The organism is Aeromicrobium sp., from assembly GCF_032084975.1.
GTDB lineage: Bacteria > Actinomycetota > Actinomycetes > Propionibacteriales > Nocardioidaceae > Aeromicrobium.
Genome location: NZ_DAMDLR010000018.1, coordinates 36,905 through 56,073 on the forward strand (window position 1 = coordinate 36,905; position 19,169 = coordinate 56,073).

Here is a 19,169-nt window from a genome sequence, read left to right on the forward strand (position 1 = left end):
CATGGCTGTCGTCTTCATCGCGAACCGCGGCGAGATCGCCGCGCGCGTCCTGCGGACCGTGCGCGAGCTCGGGCACACCGGAGCGGTCGCGTTCCCTCCGGTCGATGCCGACCTGCCGTACGTGCAGGACGCCGACGTCACGGTCGAGCTGTCGGGACCGCGCGACTTCGGTGACGTCGACACGATGGTCGCCGCCGCGCGGTCGGCCGGCGCGGAGCTGGTGCACCCGGGCTACGGCTTCCTGTCCGAGAACGCGTCGTTCGCCCGCGCGGTCGAGGCGGCCGGCATGGTGTTCGTCGGGCCGTCACCCGAGGTGATCGAGCTGATGGGTGACAAGGCCGGCGCGCGTGCCGCTGCCGTGCGAGCCGGCCTCGCGGTGGCCGCGGGGTCGGACGGCGCCGTGACCTCGGTCGAGGACGCCCGCGCCGCCGCCGAGCGGGCCGGGTACCCGGTGATGCTCAAGGCCGTCGCCGGCGGAGGTGGCATCGGCATGGCCGTCGTCCCCGACGCGGGCGATCTCGAGGGTGCCTTCACGTCCGTCACGAGCCGGGCCGCGTCGGTCTTCGGCGACAGTCGGGTCATCGTCGAGCGCTACATCGAGCGCTCACGCCACATCGAGGTCCAGGTCATGGGCCTGCCGGGCGGCCGCGCGATCGCCCTGTCCGAGCGCGACTGCTCGGTCCAGCGCCGTCACCAGAAGGTCGTCGAGGAGAGCCCCTCCCCGGCCCTCACGGCCGAGGCGAGGGCGACGCTCCTCGAGCGGGCCGCGGGGCTGTGCGAGTCCGTGGGCTACGTGGGAGCGGGCACGATCGAGTTCATCCACGACCTTGACTCGGGGGAGTCGTTCTTCCTCGAGATGAACACCCGGCTGCAGGTCGAGCACCCGGTGACCGAGGCGGTGCACGGGGTCGACCTCGTGGCGTGGCAGCTGGCGATCGCCGTCGGCGACGCGACCGTGCCGGATCACGGTGTCGAGCCCCGCGGACACGCGATCGAGCTGCGGCTCTACGCCGAGGACTCCGAGCGCTTCCTCCCGCGTCCCGGTGCCGTCACGGCGTGGCGGATGCCCGAGGGTCCCGGGGTCCGGGTCGACGCCGGCTACGCACCGGGCACCACGGTGACGCCGTTCTTCGACCCGCTCCTGGCGAAGGTCATCGTCACGGCGCCCACGCGCGACGAGGCGCTCGAGCTCGCCCGGGACGCGATCGGTGCGACGACCATCGAGGGGCCGGGCTCGAACCTCGACTTCCTCGCGCGCGTGCTCCGCGAGCCGGAGTTCGTCGAGGCGACGCACGACACGGGCATCGTCGGCCGGATGTCAGCCGTCCGGCAGTGAGTCAGGCGCCGGGGCGGCGGGCCGACAGCACCCGGAAGCCCTTGCTGCCGGCGACGCGCTCGGTCGGGAACCCCTGATCGGTCAGCCACCGCTGGAGTGAGTCGGCGCCGAGGTTCTTGCCGACGACGAGCCGCGCCTCGCCGCCGGGCCGCAGTCGGGGCAGCCAGGTCAGCAACAGCTCGTGAAGGGCCTCCTTGCCGATGCGGATCGGCGGGTTCGACCAGATCGCGTCGAACTCGAGGTCGGCGGGGACGTCCTCGGCCAGGACCGGGTGGACGTCGAGGCCCTCGGCGTTGCGGGCGGTGAGCTCGAGGGCGCGCTCGTTCACGTCGACCGCCCAGACCGTGCTGCCCTCGGCGGCCAACGAGCAGGCGATCGGCCCCCATCCGCAGCCCAGGTCGAGCACGACCGAGCCGGCCGGGGGAGGGATGCTCTGCGCGAGCAGGATCGCCGTGGCCTTGTCGAGGTGGTTTCCTGAGAAGACGCCGCTGGACGTCTCGTACTGCCGCGTCCGGTCCCAGACGGTCACCGTGAGGGTGCGGCGCTCGTCCTGCACGCTCGGCGCGGAGTCGAAGTAGTGGCTCATGCGCGCTCCTCGTGCTCGGCCAGCCAGGCCTTCAGCACGGTCGGCTTGGCCGTGACGAGCCACGCATCGGTCAGCATCTCGCGCAGCTCGACCGGATCGACCTCGCCAGGACGGACGAGCACGGCGTTCGAGTCGAACTTCCGGAAGTGCTCGATCGTGTAGTACGGGGTGTCCGGGTCCTCGACCAGGGCCTCGAGCTCGGACCGGTCGACCTTGAACGCCACGGAGCCGGGGGAGTCGTCCTGGTCTCGCCACCACGCCACCAGGCGCCCGCCGGTCTTGACGCCGGGCATGCCCCACGACGTGCTGGTGACGGTGTCGGGGAAACCCAACAGGAACGCCTCGATCTCATCCCACGTCATGACGTCACGGTACGCGCATCGCCGCGCTCGAGTCGCCCCAGGAACTCCGCCTGGGCGGCCACGATCACCTCGGCCGCGTCCGGGAGGCCGAACCACTCGACCCGGTCCAGCTCGGGGAACGCCTGCATCGTCCCTGACCCCTGCGGCCACTCGAGGTCGAACGTCCCCGGCACGACGATCGACGGGTCCAGGTCGGCCTCGACGGCCCAGACCCGGACGTCCTTCTTCGACTGCCGCACCTGGCCCAGGTCGATCCACGGGCCGTCCGGGACGGGGACGCCGAGCTCCTCGAGGAACTCGCGGCGTGCCGCGTCGGCGGGATCCTCGCCGGCCTCGACGACGCCCTTCGGGATCGACCACGCGCGCTCGTGGCGGCGAGCCCAGAACGGTCCGCCGAGGTGGCCCAGCAGGACCTCGCGACGACCGTCGGCGACGCGGTGCAGCAACAGCCCGGCGCTCAGCAGGCGGGCCATCACTCGTCCCGGCGGCGCCGCGCCTGCTCGACCCGAGCGGCCAGCTGGTCGTCGGCGGGGTAGACGACCTCCTCGAGCACCAGGCCGTGGGCCGGCATGACCTTGACCCGGGGGTCGCGGACCTGGGCGGAGAGGATCTCGGCGGCGAACTCGGGCTTCTCGCGTCGCTCGCCCACGGCCACGAGGCAGCCCATCAGGGAGCGGACCATCGAATGGCAGAAGGCATCGGCACGGACGGTGGTCGCGATGGTCTCGCCACCGCGGACCGTGCGCAGGGTGAGCAGGTCGCGGATCGTGGTGGCGCCCTCGCGCTGCTTGCAGAACGATGCGAAGTCGTGCTCGCCCAGCAGGTGCTGCGCGGCCTCGTTCATCAGGGCGACGTCGAGCGGCCGCGGCATCGCCGCCACCATGCGGCGCTGCATCGGGTCGGGTCCGGCGGGGTGGTCGGTCATCCGGTAGACGTAACGGCGCTCGATCGCGGCGAAGCGGGCGTCGAAGTGCTCGGGTGCCTCGGTGACCCGGATGATCCGGATGTCGTCCGGGACGAGCCGGCGCAGGCGCCGCTCCAGGACGCCGGGGTGGCTGTCGACGTCGACGTGGGTGACCTGCCCGCGCGCGTGGACGCCGGCGTCGGTGCGACCGGCGACCGTGACGCGCGGGGGCTCGGGCAGGCGCAGGATCGTGCCGAGCGCGGACTCCAGCTCCCCCTGCACGGTCCGCAGTCCCGGCTGGGTCGCCCAGCCCCTGAAGTCGGTTCCGTCGTAGGCCAGATCGATCCGCATGCGCACCACTCCACGGTATCGGCCGGTCCGTCGCGCTCGGGAGGCGGAAGCGTTCGATCGACCTACCGTGGAGGGATGAGGACTCGAGTCGCGCTCGTCGTGACGGCGGTGCTCGCCGCCGTGCTGGTACCGCTGCCCGCCGGGGGAGCGGCGCCGCCGGGACTCGGCCGGATCCTGCTCACGTCCACCGCCAACCCGGCGACGTCGCAGTTCGTGTCGTGGAGCCGGACGAAGCCTCGAGGTGGCCAACGCGTCGTCACCGTCGCGCCGGACGGGACCGTGCGGACCACCCCGGCGAAGCGGAAGCTGGGCACGACCGAGCGCACGGCCGGCAGCGGCCACGCCCGCTACGTCGCGAAGGTCACCGGGCTGAGGCCCTCCACGCGGTACCGCTACCGGATCGTCAGCGGACGCGACGCGACGCCGTGGCGCACCTTCCGGACGGCGGGGCGCGCCCGCGACACGTTCTCGTTCCTGCAGTTCGGTGACACCCAGGTCGACAACGCGGAGCTTCCCGCCCGCATCATCGACCGTGCCTCCCGGCGGCACCCCGGCGCGCGCCTCGTGCTGCAGGCGGGTGACGTCGTCAACCGGCCGTGGTCGGGCCGCGAGTGGGCCGACCTGCATCGCGCCGTCAACCCGTCGGGCCAGTACCGCAGCTGGATCTCCTCGATCGGCAACCACGAGCAGTGCGACGTCCCGAGTCCCTGCCGGTCGGGCGACGCCCGGGGCTTCCGGTCGTACTTCCACGGGCCCGACAACGGGTTCCGCGGCCAGCGCCGCACGTGGTACTTCACCGATCACGGTCCGGCGCGGATCATCGTGCTCGACTCGTTCGGCTCCGATCTCGCGCGCCAGCGCGACTTCCTCGTCAAGGCCCTGCGCAGCAACAGGCGCCCGTGGTCGATCGTGCTGATGCACCGCGGTCCCTTCGCCGCACGCGGTGATCGCGACAACGCGACGATGCGCCGCTGGTTCCTTGACCCGCTGGAGAAGCACGGCGCGGACCTCGTGCTCTCGGGACACGACCACTCCTACGCCCGGGCCCGCAAGGCCGGCATCACCTACCTGACCTCGGTCAGTGGCCCGAAGTACTACGACACGTCGGCGCGGGACTTCAGTCGCAACGGCGCGACGCGCCAGAGGTGGGCCGAGCGGACCTCCACCTACCAGGTGATCACGGTGGCACGCTCCGCCCTGCGGGTGCGGTCGTTCGTGGCGCACCGGGCCGGTGGCGCGGAACCCGACGCGAAGGTCGGCGACGTGCTGGACTCCTTCACGCTGCGGCGCTGAGGACGGCCAATGGGTACGGGAGTCAGGACCTCACGAACTTCAACGCCAGCTCCGAGTACTGCAGTCCGATCGAGGTCGCCGAGCGCTCACCGCCCTCGACGTACCAGCGGCACACGTCGATGCACACCGACATGAACAGCCGCCGGGTGCCTGGCAGGTCGGAGACCGAGAACTGACCGGCATCGACACCGGCGCCCAGGATCTCGTCGAGCAGCGACATCGTCGCGCGCCGCACGGCGACGACCTCCTCGAAGTGCTCGTCGGTCAGCACGTGCAGGTCGTTGTGCACCGGACGGGCGATGACGTTCCACTCCGCGTGCCACGTGGCGTAGGTGGCGACGAACAGCCGTAGGCGCTCGGCCGGATCGGTGCCCAGGCCGACGGCCTGCCGCAGCGCCTCCAGGGCGGCCGCATGGCTGTCCATGACGATGCGGAAGAACAGGTCCTCCTTGGAGGCGAAGTGGACGTACAGCGACCCGGCGCTCATCTGGGCGCGCTGGGCGATCATCCGGGTCGAGGCGCCGTGGTAGCCGAGCTCGTGGAAGGTCAGGCAGGCGCCCACCAGGATCTTGTGGCTCGCGCCCTCCGCCCGAGGGTGCCAGAAGGTCGCGACCCGCATCGCGTCATGAGTCGGATCGCCGGTCGTTCGTGTGGTCAATCGTCACTCCGTCTCGGTCGCGTCGCGTGGACCGCACGCGTGGAGGGAATGGTAGGCCCACGCTCGCGCGCCGACAAACGACTTCGGGCCGGCGCGGTCCGGGTCCGGAGGGCGTCAGTCCGGGTCCGTCCCGCGACCGGCCAGCTCCGCCCTGATCGGGGAGAGGACCTCGTCGTCGTGCTCGCCCAGGCGAGGGACGCGCAGGCGACCGGCGCCACCGGCGAGGCCCACCGGGGTGAAGGGGCCCGGGACGGCGACGCTGCGCCCGGCCGGGGAGGTCACCCGCACGACGCGCCCGTCGGCCCTCTCGTCGAGCCGTCTCACCGCCTCGTCGAGTGCCAGGACCGGACCGCAGGGGATCGACAGGGCCTGCAGCTGCTCGAGGATCGCATCTCGCTCGCGGTCACGACACCAGTCGGCGACATAGGCGTCGATGTCGTCTCGTACCTCGAGCACGGCGTCCTCGTACGAGACGGTCTCGGCCCAGTCGGGCCGCCCGATGACGTGGCAGAACCGCTCCCACGGCCCCGGTCCCACGGGAGCGAGGTGCACGAAGCCGTCCTGGGTGGCGTAGGTGTTCGAGGTGGCCTTCGGGACCCGGTTGCCGTCGCGCATGTGCGGCCGACCCGAGAGGGACTCGTCGACGTCATGGGCCAGGACGCCCATGTAGGTCGAGATCATGTCGATGTCGATGAACTGGGGCGCCGGCTCCCGCGCCGTGTCACGGACGCGCAACGCCATCAGGACCGACATGGTCGCGCGGTACGCCGCGAGGTGGTCCGCCACGAACGGGGCGATGAACGTGGGGTCGCCGTCCCTCGGCCCGGTCATGTGGGGGATGCCGCTCATGGCCTGGATGATGCCGTCGTACGCGAGCATCGCCCGGTCCGCTCCGGTGGTGCCGAAGCCCGTGATGCGCGCCATGATGATGGACGGGTTGACCGACGCGAGGACGTCGAAGTCCCAACCCAGCCTCTTTGGCACGTCGACGCTGTAGTTCGTCACCACGACGTCCGCCCCCTCGACCAGGCGCAGGAACGCTGCCAGGTCCGAGGGCTGCTTCAGGTCGAGGACGACGCTGCGCTTCCCACGGTTCTGGGCGGCGAAGTAGGTGCTGTCGCCGTCCACCGTCGGCAGTGCGTCACGGGCCAGCTCGCCGCCGGGAGGCTCGACCTTGATCACGTCGGCCCCGTGGTCGGCCAGGATCTGGCCCGTGTGCGGCCCGGCGATCGCGTGGGTCAGCTCCAGCACCCGGATGCCGCTGAGGGCACCGGGCGTGTCGCCGCTCATCGCAGCTCGCTCGATGCGGCCAGCTTCTCCAGGCCCACCTTCGAGACCTTGCCCGTCGGGGCCAGCGGCATCTCGTCGATGACCACGACGCGGGGGATCTTGTACGTCGCCATGTGGTCGCGGCACCACGCCAGCAGGTCCTCCGCGCCGACCCGGGACCTCGCGTCGGCGTCGAGCTGGATGTAGGCGACGGGGACCTGTCCCTTCTTCGGGTCCGCGACCCCGATGACGCCGCAGGCGGCGACGTGCGGGTGCCGGCTGAACAGGTGCTCCAGCTCGGACGGGAAGACGCTCATGCCGTTGACCTTGAGCATCTCCTTGGTGCGGCCCAGGTAGTGCAGGGCTCCGGTCTCGTCGATCGAGCCGATGTCGCCCGTGTGGAGCCACCCGTCACGCAGCGTCTCGGCCGTGGCCTCCGGTCGGTTGTGGTAGCCGCGCATCATGCTGGGGCAGCGCACGATGATCTGGCCCTCGCCGCCCGGCGGGACGAGCTCGCCGGTCTCGAAGTCCACGATCGCGACGTCGGTTCCGGGCATCGGGAGTCCCGTGAACCCGGGCCGACCGCGCAGGTCCGCATCGTCCTTCTGCAGCCCGAGGGTGAACGTGTCGAGGGTGTGGTCCTCCGTCATCCCGTAGGAGCTCTCGCGGATGATCCCCGGCGCGCCCGTCTCGCGCGCCCACCGCTCGCGGATCTCCACAGTCAGCTTCGTGACGAACGACATCGTCACGGGAGCCTCCATCGAGGCGAGCGAGTACTCCGAGCCCGCCGCGGTGTCCAGGAGCTCGAGGTAGCTGTCGACCGTTCCGGCCATCGCCGTCACCTGGTGCTCGTCGATCGATTCGAGGACCTCCTGGGCGTCCCAGCGGTAGTGCAGGACGCACGTGCCGCCGTTGACCAGTGCGACGAGGAACGCGTCCTCTCCCGCGATCCAGAAGATCGGGACGAAGACCAGGCTCACCGTGTCCGGGCCCCCGCCGAAGCCGAGCTGCCCACCGGTGAGTGCCGTGTAGAGCATGTCCGCCTGGGTGTGCTCGCATCCCTTGGGCATGCCCGTGGTGCCGCCCGTGTAGTTGAGCGCGGCCAGGGCATCGGGGTCGTCGGGATCGGCCGGGACGGGCAGGTCGTCCCGGTCCAGGAGCGACAGGAACCGCGTGGATCCGGCGGTCGGCGGCACGCCGGTGGCCATCCCGCGGGGGAGCGCCTCGCCGTCGGGCAGGAAGTCGGTGTTGGCCGAGGCGATGACCTCGGTGACCGCGGTCCCCTCGCTGCCGATGCCGAACTCCGCCGCGACCTCGTCGAGGATGAAGGCGAACGTCGCGCCGGAGTCGACCAGCTCGTAGTTGATCTCCTCACGGCGGAACATCGGGTTGACCGGGACGTGCACGCCACCGGCCTTGAGGATCCCGAAGAAGGCGATGATGAACTGGGGGCAGTTCGGCATCATCACGGCCGCGCGGTCGCCGGGAGCGAACCCTCGGTGGGCCAGGTGAGCGGCCACCCGGTCGCTGGCCCGGTCGAGCTCGGCGTACGTGACGCGGCGCCCGTGGTGGATGATCGCGGCATGCTCGGGGCGCTGGGCCGCCCACGACCGGAGGTAGCGGGTGACCGTCGTCTCCCCGAACGGGTGGTCGATCGTCGGTTCGCCGACCTCGGGCCATGCCTCCCGGCGCAGGTGCGCCAGATTCTCCAGGTAGCCGTCGATCTGCTGATGGAACTGCTCCGACATCCTCACGGACCACACGCCTCTCGTCGTGCCCCGCTCGCCAACGGCGACGCGGGGCGCACGTCTGTGCTCGGTACCGAGCTGAAACTGAAATACGTTTCAGTTGTCACCGTATGACGTGGGTCACGTCCGGTCAACCGTCGGGAAACGCTGAGCGATCGTTCAATCCGGTGGTCGGCTCGAGAGTCGGGTCCGTCTGGCCGGACTTGGATCTGGGTCTTGCCACGTGTGATCTACGTCTCTATCGTCGTCGGCACCGACGCTGAGCGGTCGCTCATCGTCGGTCCGGACACGGCGCTGGCGTGCGTCGCCGGGTCCAGCGTCGAGGTCGGCGCGAACCCCTGCGAAAGGAACCAAGGATGAAGACCAAGTCTCGGATCGGCATCAGCCTGGCGGCGGCCGTGCTCGTCGCGATCAGTGCCTGCGGTGGCGGTGGATCGGGCGAGGGCGGCGACAGCACGCTGAGGGTGGCCAGTCAGGCCGACCTCTCGTCGATGGACCCGATCCGCGGGAACTCCGGCAGTGACCACCAGATGCTCTACCCGCTCTACGACACGCTCGTGTCGTTCGACAAGGACCTGCAAGCCGAACCCGGGCTCGCGGAGTCGTGGGAGTTCGCGTCCCCGACGGAGTTGGTGCTGAAGCTGCGCGAGGGAGTGACCTTCCACGACGGGGAGCCGCTCGACGCCGAGGCCGTCAAGTACAACCTCGAGCGTGCGGCCGGCGAGGGATCGAACATCGCCGCCGACGTCGAGTCGATCGAGTCGGTGGAGGTCGTGGACGAGCTGACGGTGAAGCTCAACCTGACGCAGCCCAACTCGGCGATCGTCATGACGCTGGCCGACCGCGCGGGGATGATGGTCTCACCCAAGGCCGCCGAGGCTGCCGGGGGCGACCTCAGCACGAAGCCCGTGGGCACGGGCGGCTGGGAGTTCGTCGAGTGGAAGCGCGGCACCTCGATGACGTACGAGAAGTTCGACGACTACTGGGACAAGGACGTGGAGCGCGTCGACAAGGTCGTGATCCGCGTGATGCTCGAGCCGAAGACCCGCGCGACGTCGCTGCGCTCGGGCCAGCAGGACATCGCCTGGGACATCGTGCCCGCCGACGCGCAGTCCATCGACGACGAGGACTCCCTCGAGCTGCACCAGCAGCCGCGCATGTGGACCTGGATGATCTACACCAACCGGGCGTCCAAGGAGCTCGGCGACCCGCGGGTCCGCCGGGCGCTCAGCCTGGCGATGGACCGCGACCAGCTGCTCAAGAGTGCGTACTTCGACCTGGGCACCAAGCCGCGCGGGTTCCTGCCGGACGGCTACTGGGCCGAGCCGTCGGACGACGTGCAGCTCGAGCACGACGTCGACGAGGCGAAGAAGCTGATCGCCCAGGCAGGCGCCGAGGGCCTCACCTTCGACATGCTGCTCTACGCCGACGCCACGTCCACGCGCGTGGGCGAGATCCTGAAGGAGCAGTGGGCCGGCATCGGGGTGAACGTCAATCTCGTCCCACGCGAGGTGAACCAGGCGAACAGCGACTACTTCAACGACAAGAAGACGCCGGCGTTCTTCGCGGCGTGGACCGGCCGGCCGGATCCCGCGCTGACGTACCGCCTGATGTTCACGAAGGAGGCCTACTTCAACACGTCGGGCCAGTCGACGCCCGGCATCGACGCGGCACTCGACGAGGACGCGGTCGCCACGACGCCACAGGAGCGCAAGGCGGCGCTCGACAAGGCGTCGGAGGCGGTCTACGCGGACATGCCGATCATCCCGATCGTGTTCCAGCACTCCCTGACGGGACTGGGCGAGCGCGTGGAGGGATTCGAGAGCAACCTGCTCGGCAAGCCGAAGCTGCTGGGGGTCACGCTGAAGTGAGGTGACGTACAAGGCCGCCCCCGATCGTGACGATCGGGGGCGGCCTCTTGTCGTGGTCGCGGCTCAGCAGGCCGCGCCGGTCACTTCCAGCGCTCGCTGGCCGGCACGAACTGGAGCTGGCGCCCGCCGGTGTAGATCTGCTTGGGGCGAGCGATCTTCTGCTCGGGATCGTCGACCAGCTCGAGCCACTGGGCCAGCCAACCCGAGGTGCGCGGGATGGCGAACAGGACCGTGAACATCTCCGGCGGGAACTGCAGCGCCTCGTAGATCAGGCCGGAGTAGAAGTCGACGTTCGGGTAGAGCTTGCGCTGGACGAAGTACTCGTCCTCGAGCGCGATCTTCTCCAGCTCCTGGGCGACCTCGAGCAGCGGGTTGACCCCGGTGACCTCGAAGACGTCGTCGCAGGCCTTCTTGATGATCGTGGCCCGCGGGTCGTAGTTCTTGTAGACACGGTGGCCGAAGCCCATCAGGCGCTCTTCGCCGTTCTTGACGCCCTCGATGAAGGCCGGGACGTTCTCCTTCGTCTTGATGCGCTTGAGCATCTTCAGGACGGCCTCGTTGGCACCACCGTGCAGCGGACCGTAGAGCGCGGCGATGCCGGCGGTCACGGCCGAGTACGGGTCGACCTGGCTGGAGCCGACCGAGCGCACCGCGTTCGTCGAGGCGTTCTGCTCGTGGTCGGCGTGCAGGATGAACAGCACCTCGAGGGCCTTGGCCAGGCGCGGGTCCGGCTCGTACTTCGCCTCGCTCATCCGGAACAGCATCGAGAGGAAGTTCTCGGTGTAGGAGAGCTCGTTGTCGGGATAGATGTACGGCTTGCCCTGCGCGTGGCGGAAGGACCAGGCGCCGAGCGTCGGCATCTTCGCGATCATGCGCACGATCTGCTCGTGGCGGATCTGCGGGTCCTTGATGTTGCGGGCCTCGGGGTAGAACGTCGACAGCGCGCCCACGCTCGACAGCAGCATGCCCATGGGGTGCGCGTCGTAGCGGAAGCCCTGCAGCTGGCTCTTGAGGTTCTCGTGCACGAACGTGTGGAACGTGATCTCGTGCACCCACTGGTCGTGCTGCTCCTTCGTGGGCAGCTCGCCGTGGATGAGCAGGTAGGCCACCTCGAGGTAGGTGGACGACTCGGCCAGCTGCTCGATGGGGTAGCCCCGGTACTCGAGGATGCCCTTGTCGCCGTCGATGTAGGTGACGGCGCTGCGCGTGGAGGCGGTGTTGGTGAAGCCGGGGTCGTAGACGGCCAGGCCGGGGTCGTCCTCGGTCTTGCCGATCTTTCCGAGGTCCGAGGCGCGGATCGCGCCATCGGCGATCTCGACCTCGTACTCTTCGCCCGAGCGATTGTCGCGGATGGTCAGCGTCTGCTTGTCGGTCACGATTGGGTCTCCTGTGACGTCAGGGAGTAACGGTCGCGGGGGTGTGCGACCCACTCCAACCTAGTGCGACGGTCACTCCCGCGCGAGAGCAGGGTCACGTTCGCGAGACCCGTTTTGACCCACACGGGGACGTACGGGTATCTTTGACAGTCGTTGTGTTGCTGCGCGCTTTCTTGACTGCGCCAATGCGACGCACAGTCCCGATTTCACAGATTTCGATTTGCAGCGAGAAGGTCACGCCGTGCGTACGTACAGCCCGAAGCCTGCTGACATCACCCGTCAGTGGCACGTCATCGATGCCCAGGACGTCGTCCTGGGTCGACTCTCCGTCACCGCGGCGACCCTCCTGCGCGGCAAGCACAAGCCGACATACGCGCCTCACGTGGACGGTGGCGACTTCGTCATCATCGTCAACGCGGACAAGGTCGCGTTGTCGGGCAACAAGCGCACGGACAAGAACGTCTACCGCCACAGTGGTTACCCCGGTGGACTCAAGCAGATCGCCTACGGCGACCTGCTCGAGAAGGACGCCCGCAAGGCGATCGAGAAGTCGGTTCGCGGCATGCTGCCGAAGAACCGTCTCGGCCGTCAGCTCATCACGAAGCTGAAGGTCTACGCCGGCCCGGATCACCCGCACGCCGCCCAGAAGCCCCAGCCGTTCGAGATCACGCAGATCTCCCAGTAAGCGAAGAGCAGGTTCATCGTGGCTGAGACCACCACCGAAGACGTCGAGTACACCACCAACAACGAGGGTGTCGCCTACACGTCGGAGTCCTCCGGCGCCTCCGCGACCGGCGAGATCACCTCGATCATCGCCCCCGGGTCGGCCACCGGCCGTCGTAAGGAGGCCATCGCCCGCGTTCGCATCGTGCCGGGCACCGGCGTCTGGACCGTCAACGGCAAGCCGCTCGAGGAATACCTGCCGAACAAGCTCCACCAGCAGATCGCCAAGGAGGCCTTCGCGGCCACCGGTCTGGTCGACTCCTTCGACGTGATCGCTCGCGTCACCGGTGGCGGCATGACCGGGCAGGCCGGCGCGCTGCGTCTCGGCGTGGCCCGTGCGCTCAACGCGATCGACGTCGAGGCCAACCGTCCGACCTTGAAGAAGGCCGGACTGCTGACTCGCGACGCTCGCATCAAGGAGCGCAAGAAGGCCGGTCTCAAGAAGGCCCGCAAGGCTCCGCAGTACAGCAAGCGCTGATCTCACCCATCGCATGGGTCGGATCTTCGGTACCGACGGCGTTCGTGGCCTGGCCAACCGGGACCTGACCGCCGAGCTGGCTGTCGACATCTCCGTCGCCGCCGCCCACGTGCTGGGCGAGGCCGGAGCCTTCGCCGACCAGCGACCCACTGCAGTCGTCGCCCGCGACACCCGCGCTTCGGGGGAGTTCCTCGAAGCCGCGGTGGTCGCGGGTTTGGCGTCTGCCGGGGTCGACGTGCACCGCCTGGGTGTCGTCCCGACCCCCGGCGCTGCCTACCTGACGGCGTTCCTCGAGGCCGACATGGGCGTCATGATCTCGGCCAGCCACAACCCGATGCCCGACAACGGCATCAAGTTCCTGGCGCGCGGGGGCGTGAAGCTCGATGACGCGATCGAGGACGCCATCGAACAGCGCCTCGAGGAGCCGTGGGACCGCCCGACGGGCTCCGACGTGGGTCGCGTCGGCGACAGCCACGCGGGCCTGGGTGCCTACGTCCGCCACCTGCTCGACACGCTGCCGATCCGGCTCGACGGACTGACGGTCGTCCTGGACTGTGCCAACGGCGCCGCCCATGAAGCGGCCCCCGACGTGTTCGAGCGCGCGGGCGCGAACGTGATCTCGATCCACGCCGATCCCGACGGCCTCAACATCAACGAGCAGTGCGGCTCCACGCACCTCGACGACCTGAGCCGCGTCGTCGTCGAGCGCGGTGCCGACGTCGGGTTCGCCTTCGACGGGGACGCCGACCGTTGCCTGGCGGTCGACCAGTTCGGCGAGGTCGTCGACGGCGACCAGATCCTCGCCATCCTCGCCCTGCGCGGACAGCGCGAGGGCACGTTGGTCGACGACACGGTCGTGGCCACGGTCATGAGCAACGTGGGCTTCACTCGCGCCATGGAAGCCGCCGGCATCACGGTCCTGCGCACCGCCGTCGGCGACCGCTACGTGCTCGAGGCGATGCGCGAGAAGGGGTACACGCTCGGCGGCGAGCAGTCCGGCCACGTCATCATGAGCCGTCACGCCACCACCGGCGACGGCACGCTCACGGCCCTGCAGATCGCGGCCGAGCTGGCCGAGTCGGGCCGCTCCATGTCCGATCTGGCCTCCGTGATGCAGCGCCTGCCGCAGGTGCTGGTCAACGTCGGTGGCGTCGATCGTGCCGGCGTGGCGACCAACCAGACCCTCACGTCCGAGGTCGCGGCCGCCGAGGCCAAGCTCGGCGACGCCGGTCGCGTGCTGCTGCGCCCGTCCGGCACCGAGCCGCTCGTGCGCGTGATGGTCGAGGCGCCCACCGCCGAGATCGCGCAGGAGATCGCCGACCACCTGGCCGGCGTCGTCCGCGCCCAGCTCGCGATCTGAGCGCCGAGCTGCACCTTCGGCCGGCGACCCGCCGTCCGCACCGGGTCGAACGTGGAACTCGGCGTTTCGCCTGGGCTGGTCCGGTGACAGACTGCCCCCATGAGCGTCACGATCGAGGTCCTCGACCCGACTGACCACGGAGCCTTCATGGAGTTCCACGACGTCTATCTGCGGTCGAACGACCAGGAGTACGACCAGCCGTGGTCCGCTGATGAACTGCAGGTGCTGCTCATCGGGGACGAGTACGTGCGCAACGACGCGCTCCTGCTGCGCGAGGGCGAGGTGGCCGTCGCCGTGGCCCTGGCGGAGCTGCCGGAGCGCGACAACGTCGACTCGGCGTTCGGCGAGGTCTGGGTCCCGCCCGAGCTGCGGCGACGCGGCTACGCCAGCGCGCTGATCGAGCGTCTCGAGCTCCGCGTGCGCGAGGACGGGCGGAGCAAGGTCCTCACCGAGACCCTGCGCGGCATCGACGAGCCGACCGGGTCAGGGCGGGAGTTCATGCTCGCTCACGGCTACCGGCCCGACACCACGATCGTCCAGCGTGAGCTGTCCCTGCCGGCCGAGGTCCCGCCGGCCGAGCCGCGGGACGGGTACGAGCTCGTCGCGTGGCGCGGACTGCCTCCGGCGAACTGGCTCGATCAGTACGCCAGGCTCCGCGCACTGCTCAACCAGGAGGCGCCCTCGGGTGAGACCCAGCTCGAGAACGAGTACTGGGACGCCGATCGGCTCGTGCACGAGGTCGACCAGTGGAAGCGCATGGGCCGCACCGCGCAGATCGTCGTCGCGGTCGCCCCGGACGGCACGCTCGCCGGGCACACCCAGCTGCTGTTCTCGGCCACCTCGACCGAGGTCTACCAGTGGGACACGCTCGTCCTGCCCGAGCACCGCGGCCACGGGCTGGGACTCGCCCTCAAGCGCCACGCGATGCACGCGGCCGCCGACCTGCTGGAGGGGCGCAGCCGCATCGTGACGTGGAACGACGCGCAGAACGACCACATGATCGCCGTCAACGAGGACCTCGGCTACCGCGCCACGGCCTGGGCCGACCAGTGGGTCAAGGACCTGGACTGACACCGGCGGTGCGAGGGGAGCGGTGACTCAGCGTCCGTTCGCGGGGAGAAACGGACGCTGAGTCACCGCTCCGCAGCGAGCCACCGGGACGGCGGTCAGTGTGCGTCCGTTCCTGAGTGGAAACGGACGCTGAGTCACCGTTGCCGGGTGACCACCGTCAGAGCTTGCGCAGGCGGACCCACTGGACCGAGTGGTCCGAGGACTTGCGCAGCACGAGGTCGGCGCGGCCGCGGGTCGTGGCGACGTTCTCACGCAGGTTGGGCCAGTTGATGGTGTCCCACAGCTCCTCGGCGCGGGTGACGGCCTCGGAGTCGGTCAGCGTGCTGTACCGGTGGAAGTACGAGGCGGGGTCGGCGAACGCGGTCTCGCGCAGGCGCAGGAAGCGGCTGATGTACCAGCGCCGGATGTCGCGGCTGTTGGCGTCGACGTAGATCGAGAAGTCGAAGAAGTCGCTGATGGCCAGGCCGGGGGAGCCGTCCCCGCGCGACCGCGCAGGCGCCAGGACGTTGAGGCCCTCGACGATGAGGATGTCGGGCCGCTTCATCGAGATCGTCTGGTCCGTGCGGTCGTACGTCAGGTGGTCGTAGACCGGTGCCTCGATGACCTCGGCGCCGCTCTTGGCCTGCATGATGAAGCGCAGCAGCCCCTTGCGGTCGTAGGACTCGGGGAATCCCTTGCGATGCATGATGCCGCGCCGCTCGAGCTCGGCGTTCGGCAGCAGGAACCCGTCGGTCGTGACGAGCGCGACGCTCGCGTGGTCGTCGTGCTCGGCGAGCAGGTCGCGCAGCAGGCGGGCGGTCGTGGACTTGCCGACGGCGACCGAGCCGGCCAGGCCGATGATGAACGGCACACGGTCAGGTTGGGGATCGCCCAGGAAGCGCTCGGTGGCGCGGTAGAGGGCCTCGGAGAGGCGGACGCGCAGGCTGATCAGCTGCGTGAGGGGCAGGTAGACCTGCTGGACCTCCGCGAGATCGAGCTCCTCGCCCAGGCCCCGGACCCGCTCGATCTCCTCGTTCGACATCGGCTGGGTCGCGTCGCGCGCCAGCTCGGCCCAGGCGGCGCGTTCCAGCTCGACGTACGGCGACAAGTCGCGTGACATACGCACCATTGTCACCAGCGCGTCACGCCACCGTGCAGTCGGTACCCTGAAGCCTATGTGCGGAATCGTCGGATACGTGGGCCATCGTCAGGCGCTGGACGTGGTGATGGGCGGTCTACGACGCCTCGAATACCGGGGCTATGACTCCACCGGAGTCGGCCTCGTCGACGGCGATCGCATCGCGTGGGCCAAGAAGTCCGGCAAGCTCGCCAACCTCGACGCCGTGCTGGCCGACTCGAGCCTGCCCGAGTCCACCACCGGCATCGGGCACACGCGCTGGGCCACGCACGGGGGACCCACGGACGCCAACGCGCATCCCCACCTGGCCCCCGACGAGCGGATCGCCGTGGTGCACAACGGCATCATCGAGAACTTCATGGTGCTGCGCGCCGAGCTCGAGGACGCCGGCTACGAGTTCTCGTCCGAGACCGACACCGAGGTCGTCGCCCACCTCCTGCACCGCGAGCTGCAGACCCAGGACGACCTGTCCGAGGCCGTGCGCGCCGTGTGCCGCCGGCTCGAGGGCGCGTTCACGCTCGTGTTCGCCGACGCCCACCATCCCGACACCGTCGTGGGTGCGCGCCGCAACTCCCCGCTCGTCGTCGGCCGCGGCCAGGGCGAGAACTTCCTCGGCTCGGACGTCGCCGCCTTCATCGACTACACCTCCGAGGCCATCGAGCTCGGGCAGGACCAGGTCGTCACGATCACCGCCGACTCGATCGACGTCACCGACTTCGACGGCAACCCGGCCGAGACGACCGAGTACAGCGTCGACTGGGACGTCACCGCCGCCGAGAAGGGCGGCTACCCCTGGTTCATGACCAAGGAGATCGACGAGCAGCCCAAGGCCGTCGCCGACACCCTCCTGGGCAAGACGAACCTCGAAGGGCGGCTGCAACTCGACGAGATGCGGCTCTCGGACGACGAGCTGCGCGAGATCGACAAGATCATCATCATCGCGTGCGGCACCGCCTCGTACGCCGGACTCGTCGCCAAGTACGCGATCGAGCACTGGACCCGCATCCCGTGCGAGGTCGAGCTGGCGTCGGAGTTCCGCTACCGCGACCCGATCATCGACCGCTCGACGCTCGTCGTGGCGATCAGCCAGTCCGGCGAGACGATGGACACCCTGATGGCCATCCGGTACGCGCGCCAGCAGCGCGCTCGGGTGCTGTCGATCTGCAACACCAACGGCTCGACGATCCCGCGCGAGTCCGACGCCGTCATCTATACGCACGCCGGCCCCGAGGTCGCGGTCGCGTCGACGAAGGGCTTCCTCGCGCAGGTCGTGGCCTGCTACCTGCTGGGCCTGTACCTGGCACAGGTCAAGGGCACCAAGTACGGCGACGAGATCGGCCAGATCCTCGACGAGCTGCACAAGATCCCCGAGGGTGTCCAGCGGATGCTCGACGAGGGCGACCAGGTGCGCAAGCTCGCCGCCGATCTGATGGACCGCAAGTCGTTCCTGTTCCTGGGTCGCCACGTCGGCTACCCGGTCGCGCTCGAAGGCGCGCTCAAGCTCAAGGAGCTCGCGTACATCCACGCCGAGGGCTTCGCCGCCGGTGAGCTCAAGCACGGGCCCATCGCGCTCGTCGAGCAGGGCCTGCCGATGTTCGTGGTCGTGCCTCCGCGCGCCCGCGACCAGCTGCAGGAGAAGATCGTCAGCAACATCCAGGAGGTCCGCGCCCGCGGCGCCTACACGATCGTGCTGGTCGAGGACGGCGACGACTCGGTCCTGCCGTTCGCCGACGAGGTGATCCGCCTGCCCAAGGTGCCGACCTTGCTGCAGCCGCTCGTGGCCACGGTGCCGCTGCAGATCTTCGCGTGCGAGCTGGCCGAGCTGCTCGGCCACGACGTCGACCAGCCGCGCAACCTGGCCAAGTCCGTCACGGTCGAGTGACCCGATGCTGACCGCCCACAGCGTCGCGCAGGTGCGTGCGGCCGAGGAGGTCGCCGCAGCGTCGACGGGGTGGGACGGCCTCATGCAGCGCGCCGCGTCGGCGCTCGCCGGCCGGTTGCTCGAGCTGCTGCCGGCCGAGCACGCGGTCGCTGTCCTGGTCGGCCCCGGCAACAACGGCGGCGACGCGCTGTTCGCCGCTGCCCGGCTGTGTGCCGACGGTCGCCGCGTGAGCCTGTGCCTGCTGGACGAGGGCGCGGTCCACGCCGAGGGACTCGCCGCCGCGAGATCCGCCGGTGCCGACGTGGTGGACGCACCTCGCGGGCACCGGTACGTGGTCGATGCGGTCTTCGGGATCGGCGCCCGCGCCGGGTTGTCGGGCCGAGCCGCCGCCTGGGCGGACTGGATCGAGTCCGACCGGCCGTTCGTCGTGGCCGACCACACCGTCACCTTCGCGACGTACAAGCACGGCCTGCTGCTGGGTCCCGCCGCCGACCTGGCCGGCGAGGTCTCGGTGGTCGACATCGGCATGGATCTGTCGGCCGAGCCGGGGATCGAGGCGCTCGAGCCGGCCGACGGCGCGCTGTTCCGCGATGCCGTCGTCCCGGGTCGTGGCGCGCACAAGTACACGCGCGGCGTCCTGGGCATCCGGGCCGGCTCACCGCAGTATGCCGGTGCCGCGCACCTGTGCGTCGCGGGAGCGCAGGGCGGACCGACGGGCATGATCCGGTTCGTCGGAGCGCAGGAGCTGGGGCGGCGGGTCGTCGACCGCGCCCCCGAGGTCGTG

Annotated in this window: 18 protein-coding genes; 9 read left to right on the forward strand and 9 right to left on the reverse strand. The window is 69.9% G+C overall.

The genetic code is table 11. From position 1 onward, the window contains the following. The first annotated feature begins 1 nt into the window (after window position 1). Window positions 2-1,336 (forward strand): biotin carboxylase N-terminal domain-containing protein, encoded by a 1,335-nt coding sequence (locus RT323_RS06745; protein ID WP_313406201.1) that lies wholly within the window; start codon window positions 2-4, stop codon window positions 1,334-1,336. A 1-nt stretch (window position 1,337) separates the two neighbouring features. Here the strand turns inward: RT323_RS06745 and RT323_RS06750 are convergent, their stop codons facing one another. Genes RT323_RS06750 through truA form a run of 4 tightly spaced genes read right to left on the reverse strand, consistent with a single transcriptional unit; the run spans window position 1,338 to window position 3,539 of the window. After that, window positions 1,338-1,922, reverse strand: a complete 585-nt coding sequence (locus RT323_RS06750; protein ID WP_313406203.1) for a methyltransferase — start codon at window positions 1,920-1,922, stop codon at window positions 1,338-1,340. Further along, on the reverse strand, window positions 1,919-2,284 hold the full coding sequence (locus tag RT323_RS06755; protein WP_313406204.1) for an MmcQ/YjbR family DNA-binding protein: 366 nt from the start codon (window positions 2,282-2,284) through the stop codon (window positions 1,919-1,921). The genes RT323_RS06750 and RT323_RS06755 overlap by 4 nt, the downstream gene beginning before the upstream one ends. Continuing rightward, window positions 2,281-2,757 carry an NUDIX domain-containing protein gene (locus tag RT323_RS06760; protein ID WP_313406207.1) on the reverse strand — a complete coding sequence of 159 codons (477 nt, stop codon included), beginning with the start codon at window positions 2,755-2,757 and terminating at the stop codon, window positions 2,281-2,283. The genes RT323_RS06755 and RT323_RS06760 overlap by 4 nt, the downstream gene beginning before the upstream one ends. Further along, a complete protein-coding gene (gene truA / locus RT323_RS06765) occupies window positions 2,757-3,539 on the reverse strand; it encodes a tRNA pseudouridine(38-40) synthase TruA (protein ID WP_313406237.1) in 783 nt (260 codons plus the stop codon). The genes RT323_RS06760 and truA overlap by 1 nt, the downstream gene beginning before the upstream one ends. 75 nt (window positions 3,540-3,614) lie before the next feature. On the opposite strand from truA, the gene RT323_RS06770 reads away from it, so the two are divergent. Further along, window positions 3,615-4,832: a metallophosphoesterase family protein gene (locus RT323_RS06770; protein WP_313406209.1), complete on the forward strand. Its 1,218-nt coding sequence runs from the start codon at window positions 3,615-3,617 to the stop codon at window positions 4,830-4,832. A gap of 22 nt (window positions 4,833-4,854) precedes the next feature. On the opposite strand, the gene RT323_RS06775 is transcribed toward RT323_RS06770, so the two are convergent. The 3 genes from RT323_RS06775 to RT323_RS06785 all read right to left on the reverse strand — a co-directional run bounded on the left by RT323_RS06775 (window position 4,855) and on the right by RT323_RS06785 (window position 8,507). Next, the gene (locus RT323_RS06775) at window positions 4,855-5,490 is read right to left on the reverse strand and encodes a TetR/AcrR family transcriptional regulator (RefSeq protein WP_313406211.1); all 636 of its coding nucleotides are present in this window, start codon (window positions 5,488-5,490) and stop codon (window positions 4,855-4,857) included. 114 nt (window positions 5,491-5,604) lie between these two features. After that, window positions 5,605-6,780, reverse strand: a complete 1,176-nt coding sequence (locus RT323_RS06780; protein ID WP_313406214.1) for a CoA transferase — start codon at window positions 6,778-6,780, stop codon at window positions 5,605-5,607. Beyond that, window positions 6,777-8,507, reverse strand: a complete 1,731-nt coding sequence (locus tag RT323_RS06785; RefSeq protein WP_313406240.1) for an AMP-binding protein — start codon at window positions 8,505-8,507, stop codon at window positions 6,777-6,779. The genes RT323_RS06780 and RT323_RS06785 overlap by 4 nt, the downstream gene beginning before the upstream one ends. A 356-nt stretch (window positions 8,508-8,863) precedes the next feature. Here RT323_RS06785 and RT323_RS06790 point away from each other — a divergent pair, with 356 nt between their 5' ends. Further along, window positions 8,864-10,378: an ABC transporter substrate-binding protein gene (locus RT323_RS06790; RefSeq protein WP_313406217.1), complete on the forward strand. Its 1,515-nt coding sequence runs from the start codon at window positions 8,864-8,866 to the stop codon at window positions 10,376-10,378. Window positions 10,379-10,458: 80 nt separating this feature from the next. Here RT323_RS06790 and RT323_RS06795 read toward each other — a convergent pair whose 3' ends face one another. After that, window positions 10,459-11,754 (reverse strand): citrate synthase, encoded by a 1,296-nt coding sequence (locus RT323_RS06795; RefSeq protein ID WP_313406220.1) that lies wholly within the window; start codon window positions 11,752-11,754, stop codon window positions 10,459-10,461. Window positions 11,755-11,995: 241 nt separating this feature from the next. Here RT323_RS06795 and rplM point away from each other — a divergent pair, with 241 nt between their 5' ends. The 4 genes from rplM (at window position 11,996) to RT323_RS06815 (ending at window position 15,386) form a co-directional block, all read left to right on the forward strand. After that, window positions 11,996-12,439, forward strand: a complete 444-nt coding sequence (gene rplM, locus RT323_RS06800; RefSeq protein ID WP_313406223.1) for a 50S ribosomal protein L13 — start codon at window positions 11,996-11,998, stop codon at window positions 12,437-12,439. Window positions 12,440-12,457: 18 nt separating this feature from the next. Continuing rightward, the gene (gene rpsI / locus RT323_RS06805) at window positions 12,458-12,955 is read left to right on the forward strand and encodes a 30S ribosomal protein S9 (RefSeq protein ID WP_313406226.1); all 498 of its coding nucleotides are present in this window, start codon (window positions 12,458-12,460) and stop codon (window positions 12,953-12,955) included. Between the two features lie 13 nt (window positions 12,956-12,968). After that, window positions 12,969-14,315 (forward strand): phosphoglucosamine mutase, encoded by a 1,347-nt coding sequence (gene glmM / locus RT323_RS06810; protein ID WP_313406229.1) that lies wholly within the window; start codon window positions 12,969-12,971, stop codon window positions 14,313-14,315. Between the two features lie 99 nt (window positions 14,316-14,414). Then, a complete protein-coding gene (locus RT323_RS06815; RefSeq protein WP_313406231.1) occupies window positions 14,415-15,386 on the forward strand; it encodes a GNAT family N-acetyltransferase in 972 nt (323 codons plus the stop codon). Between the two features lie 157 nt (window positions 15,387-15,543). Here the strand turns inward: RT323_RS06815 and coaA are convergent, their stop codons facing one another. Next, window positions 15,544-16,494 (reverse strand): type I pantothenate kinase, encoded by a 951-nt coding sequence (gene coaA, locus RT323_RS06820; protein WP_313406242.1) that lies wholly within the window; start codon window positions 16,492-16,494, stop codon window positions 15,544-15,546. A 46-nt stretch (window positions 16,495-16,540) separates the two neighbouring features. On the opposite strand from coaA, the gene glmS reads away from it, so the two are divergent. Then, complete coding sequence (glmS, locus tag RT323_RS06825; protein ID WP_313406233.1) at window positions 16,541-18,385, forward strand: glutamine--fructose-6-phosphate transaminase (isomerizing); 1,845 nt, start codon at window positions 16,541-16,543, stop codon at window positions 18,383-18,385. A gap of 4 nt (window positions 18,386-18,389) precedes the next feature. Further along, the coding region (locus RT323_RS06830) for an NAD(P)H-hydrate epimerase (protein ID WP_313406234.1) at window positions 18,390-19,169 on the forward strand (780 nt) is incomplete at its 3' end.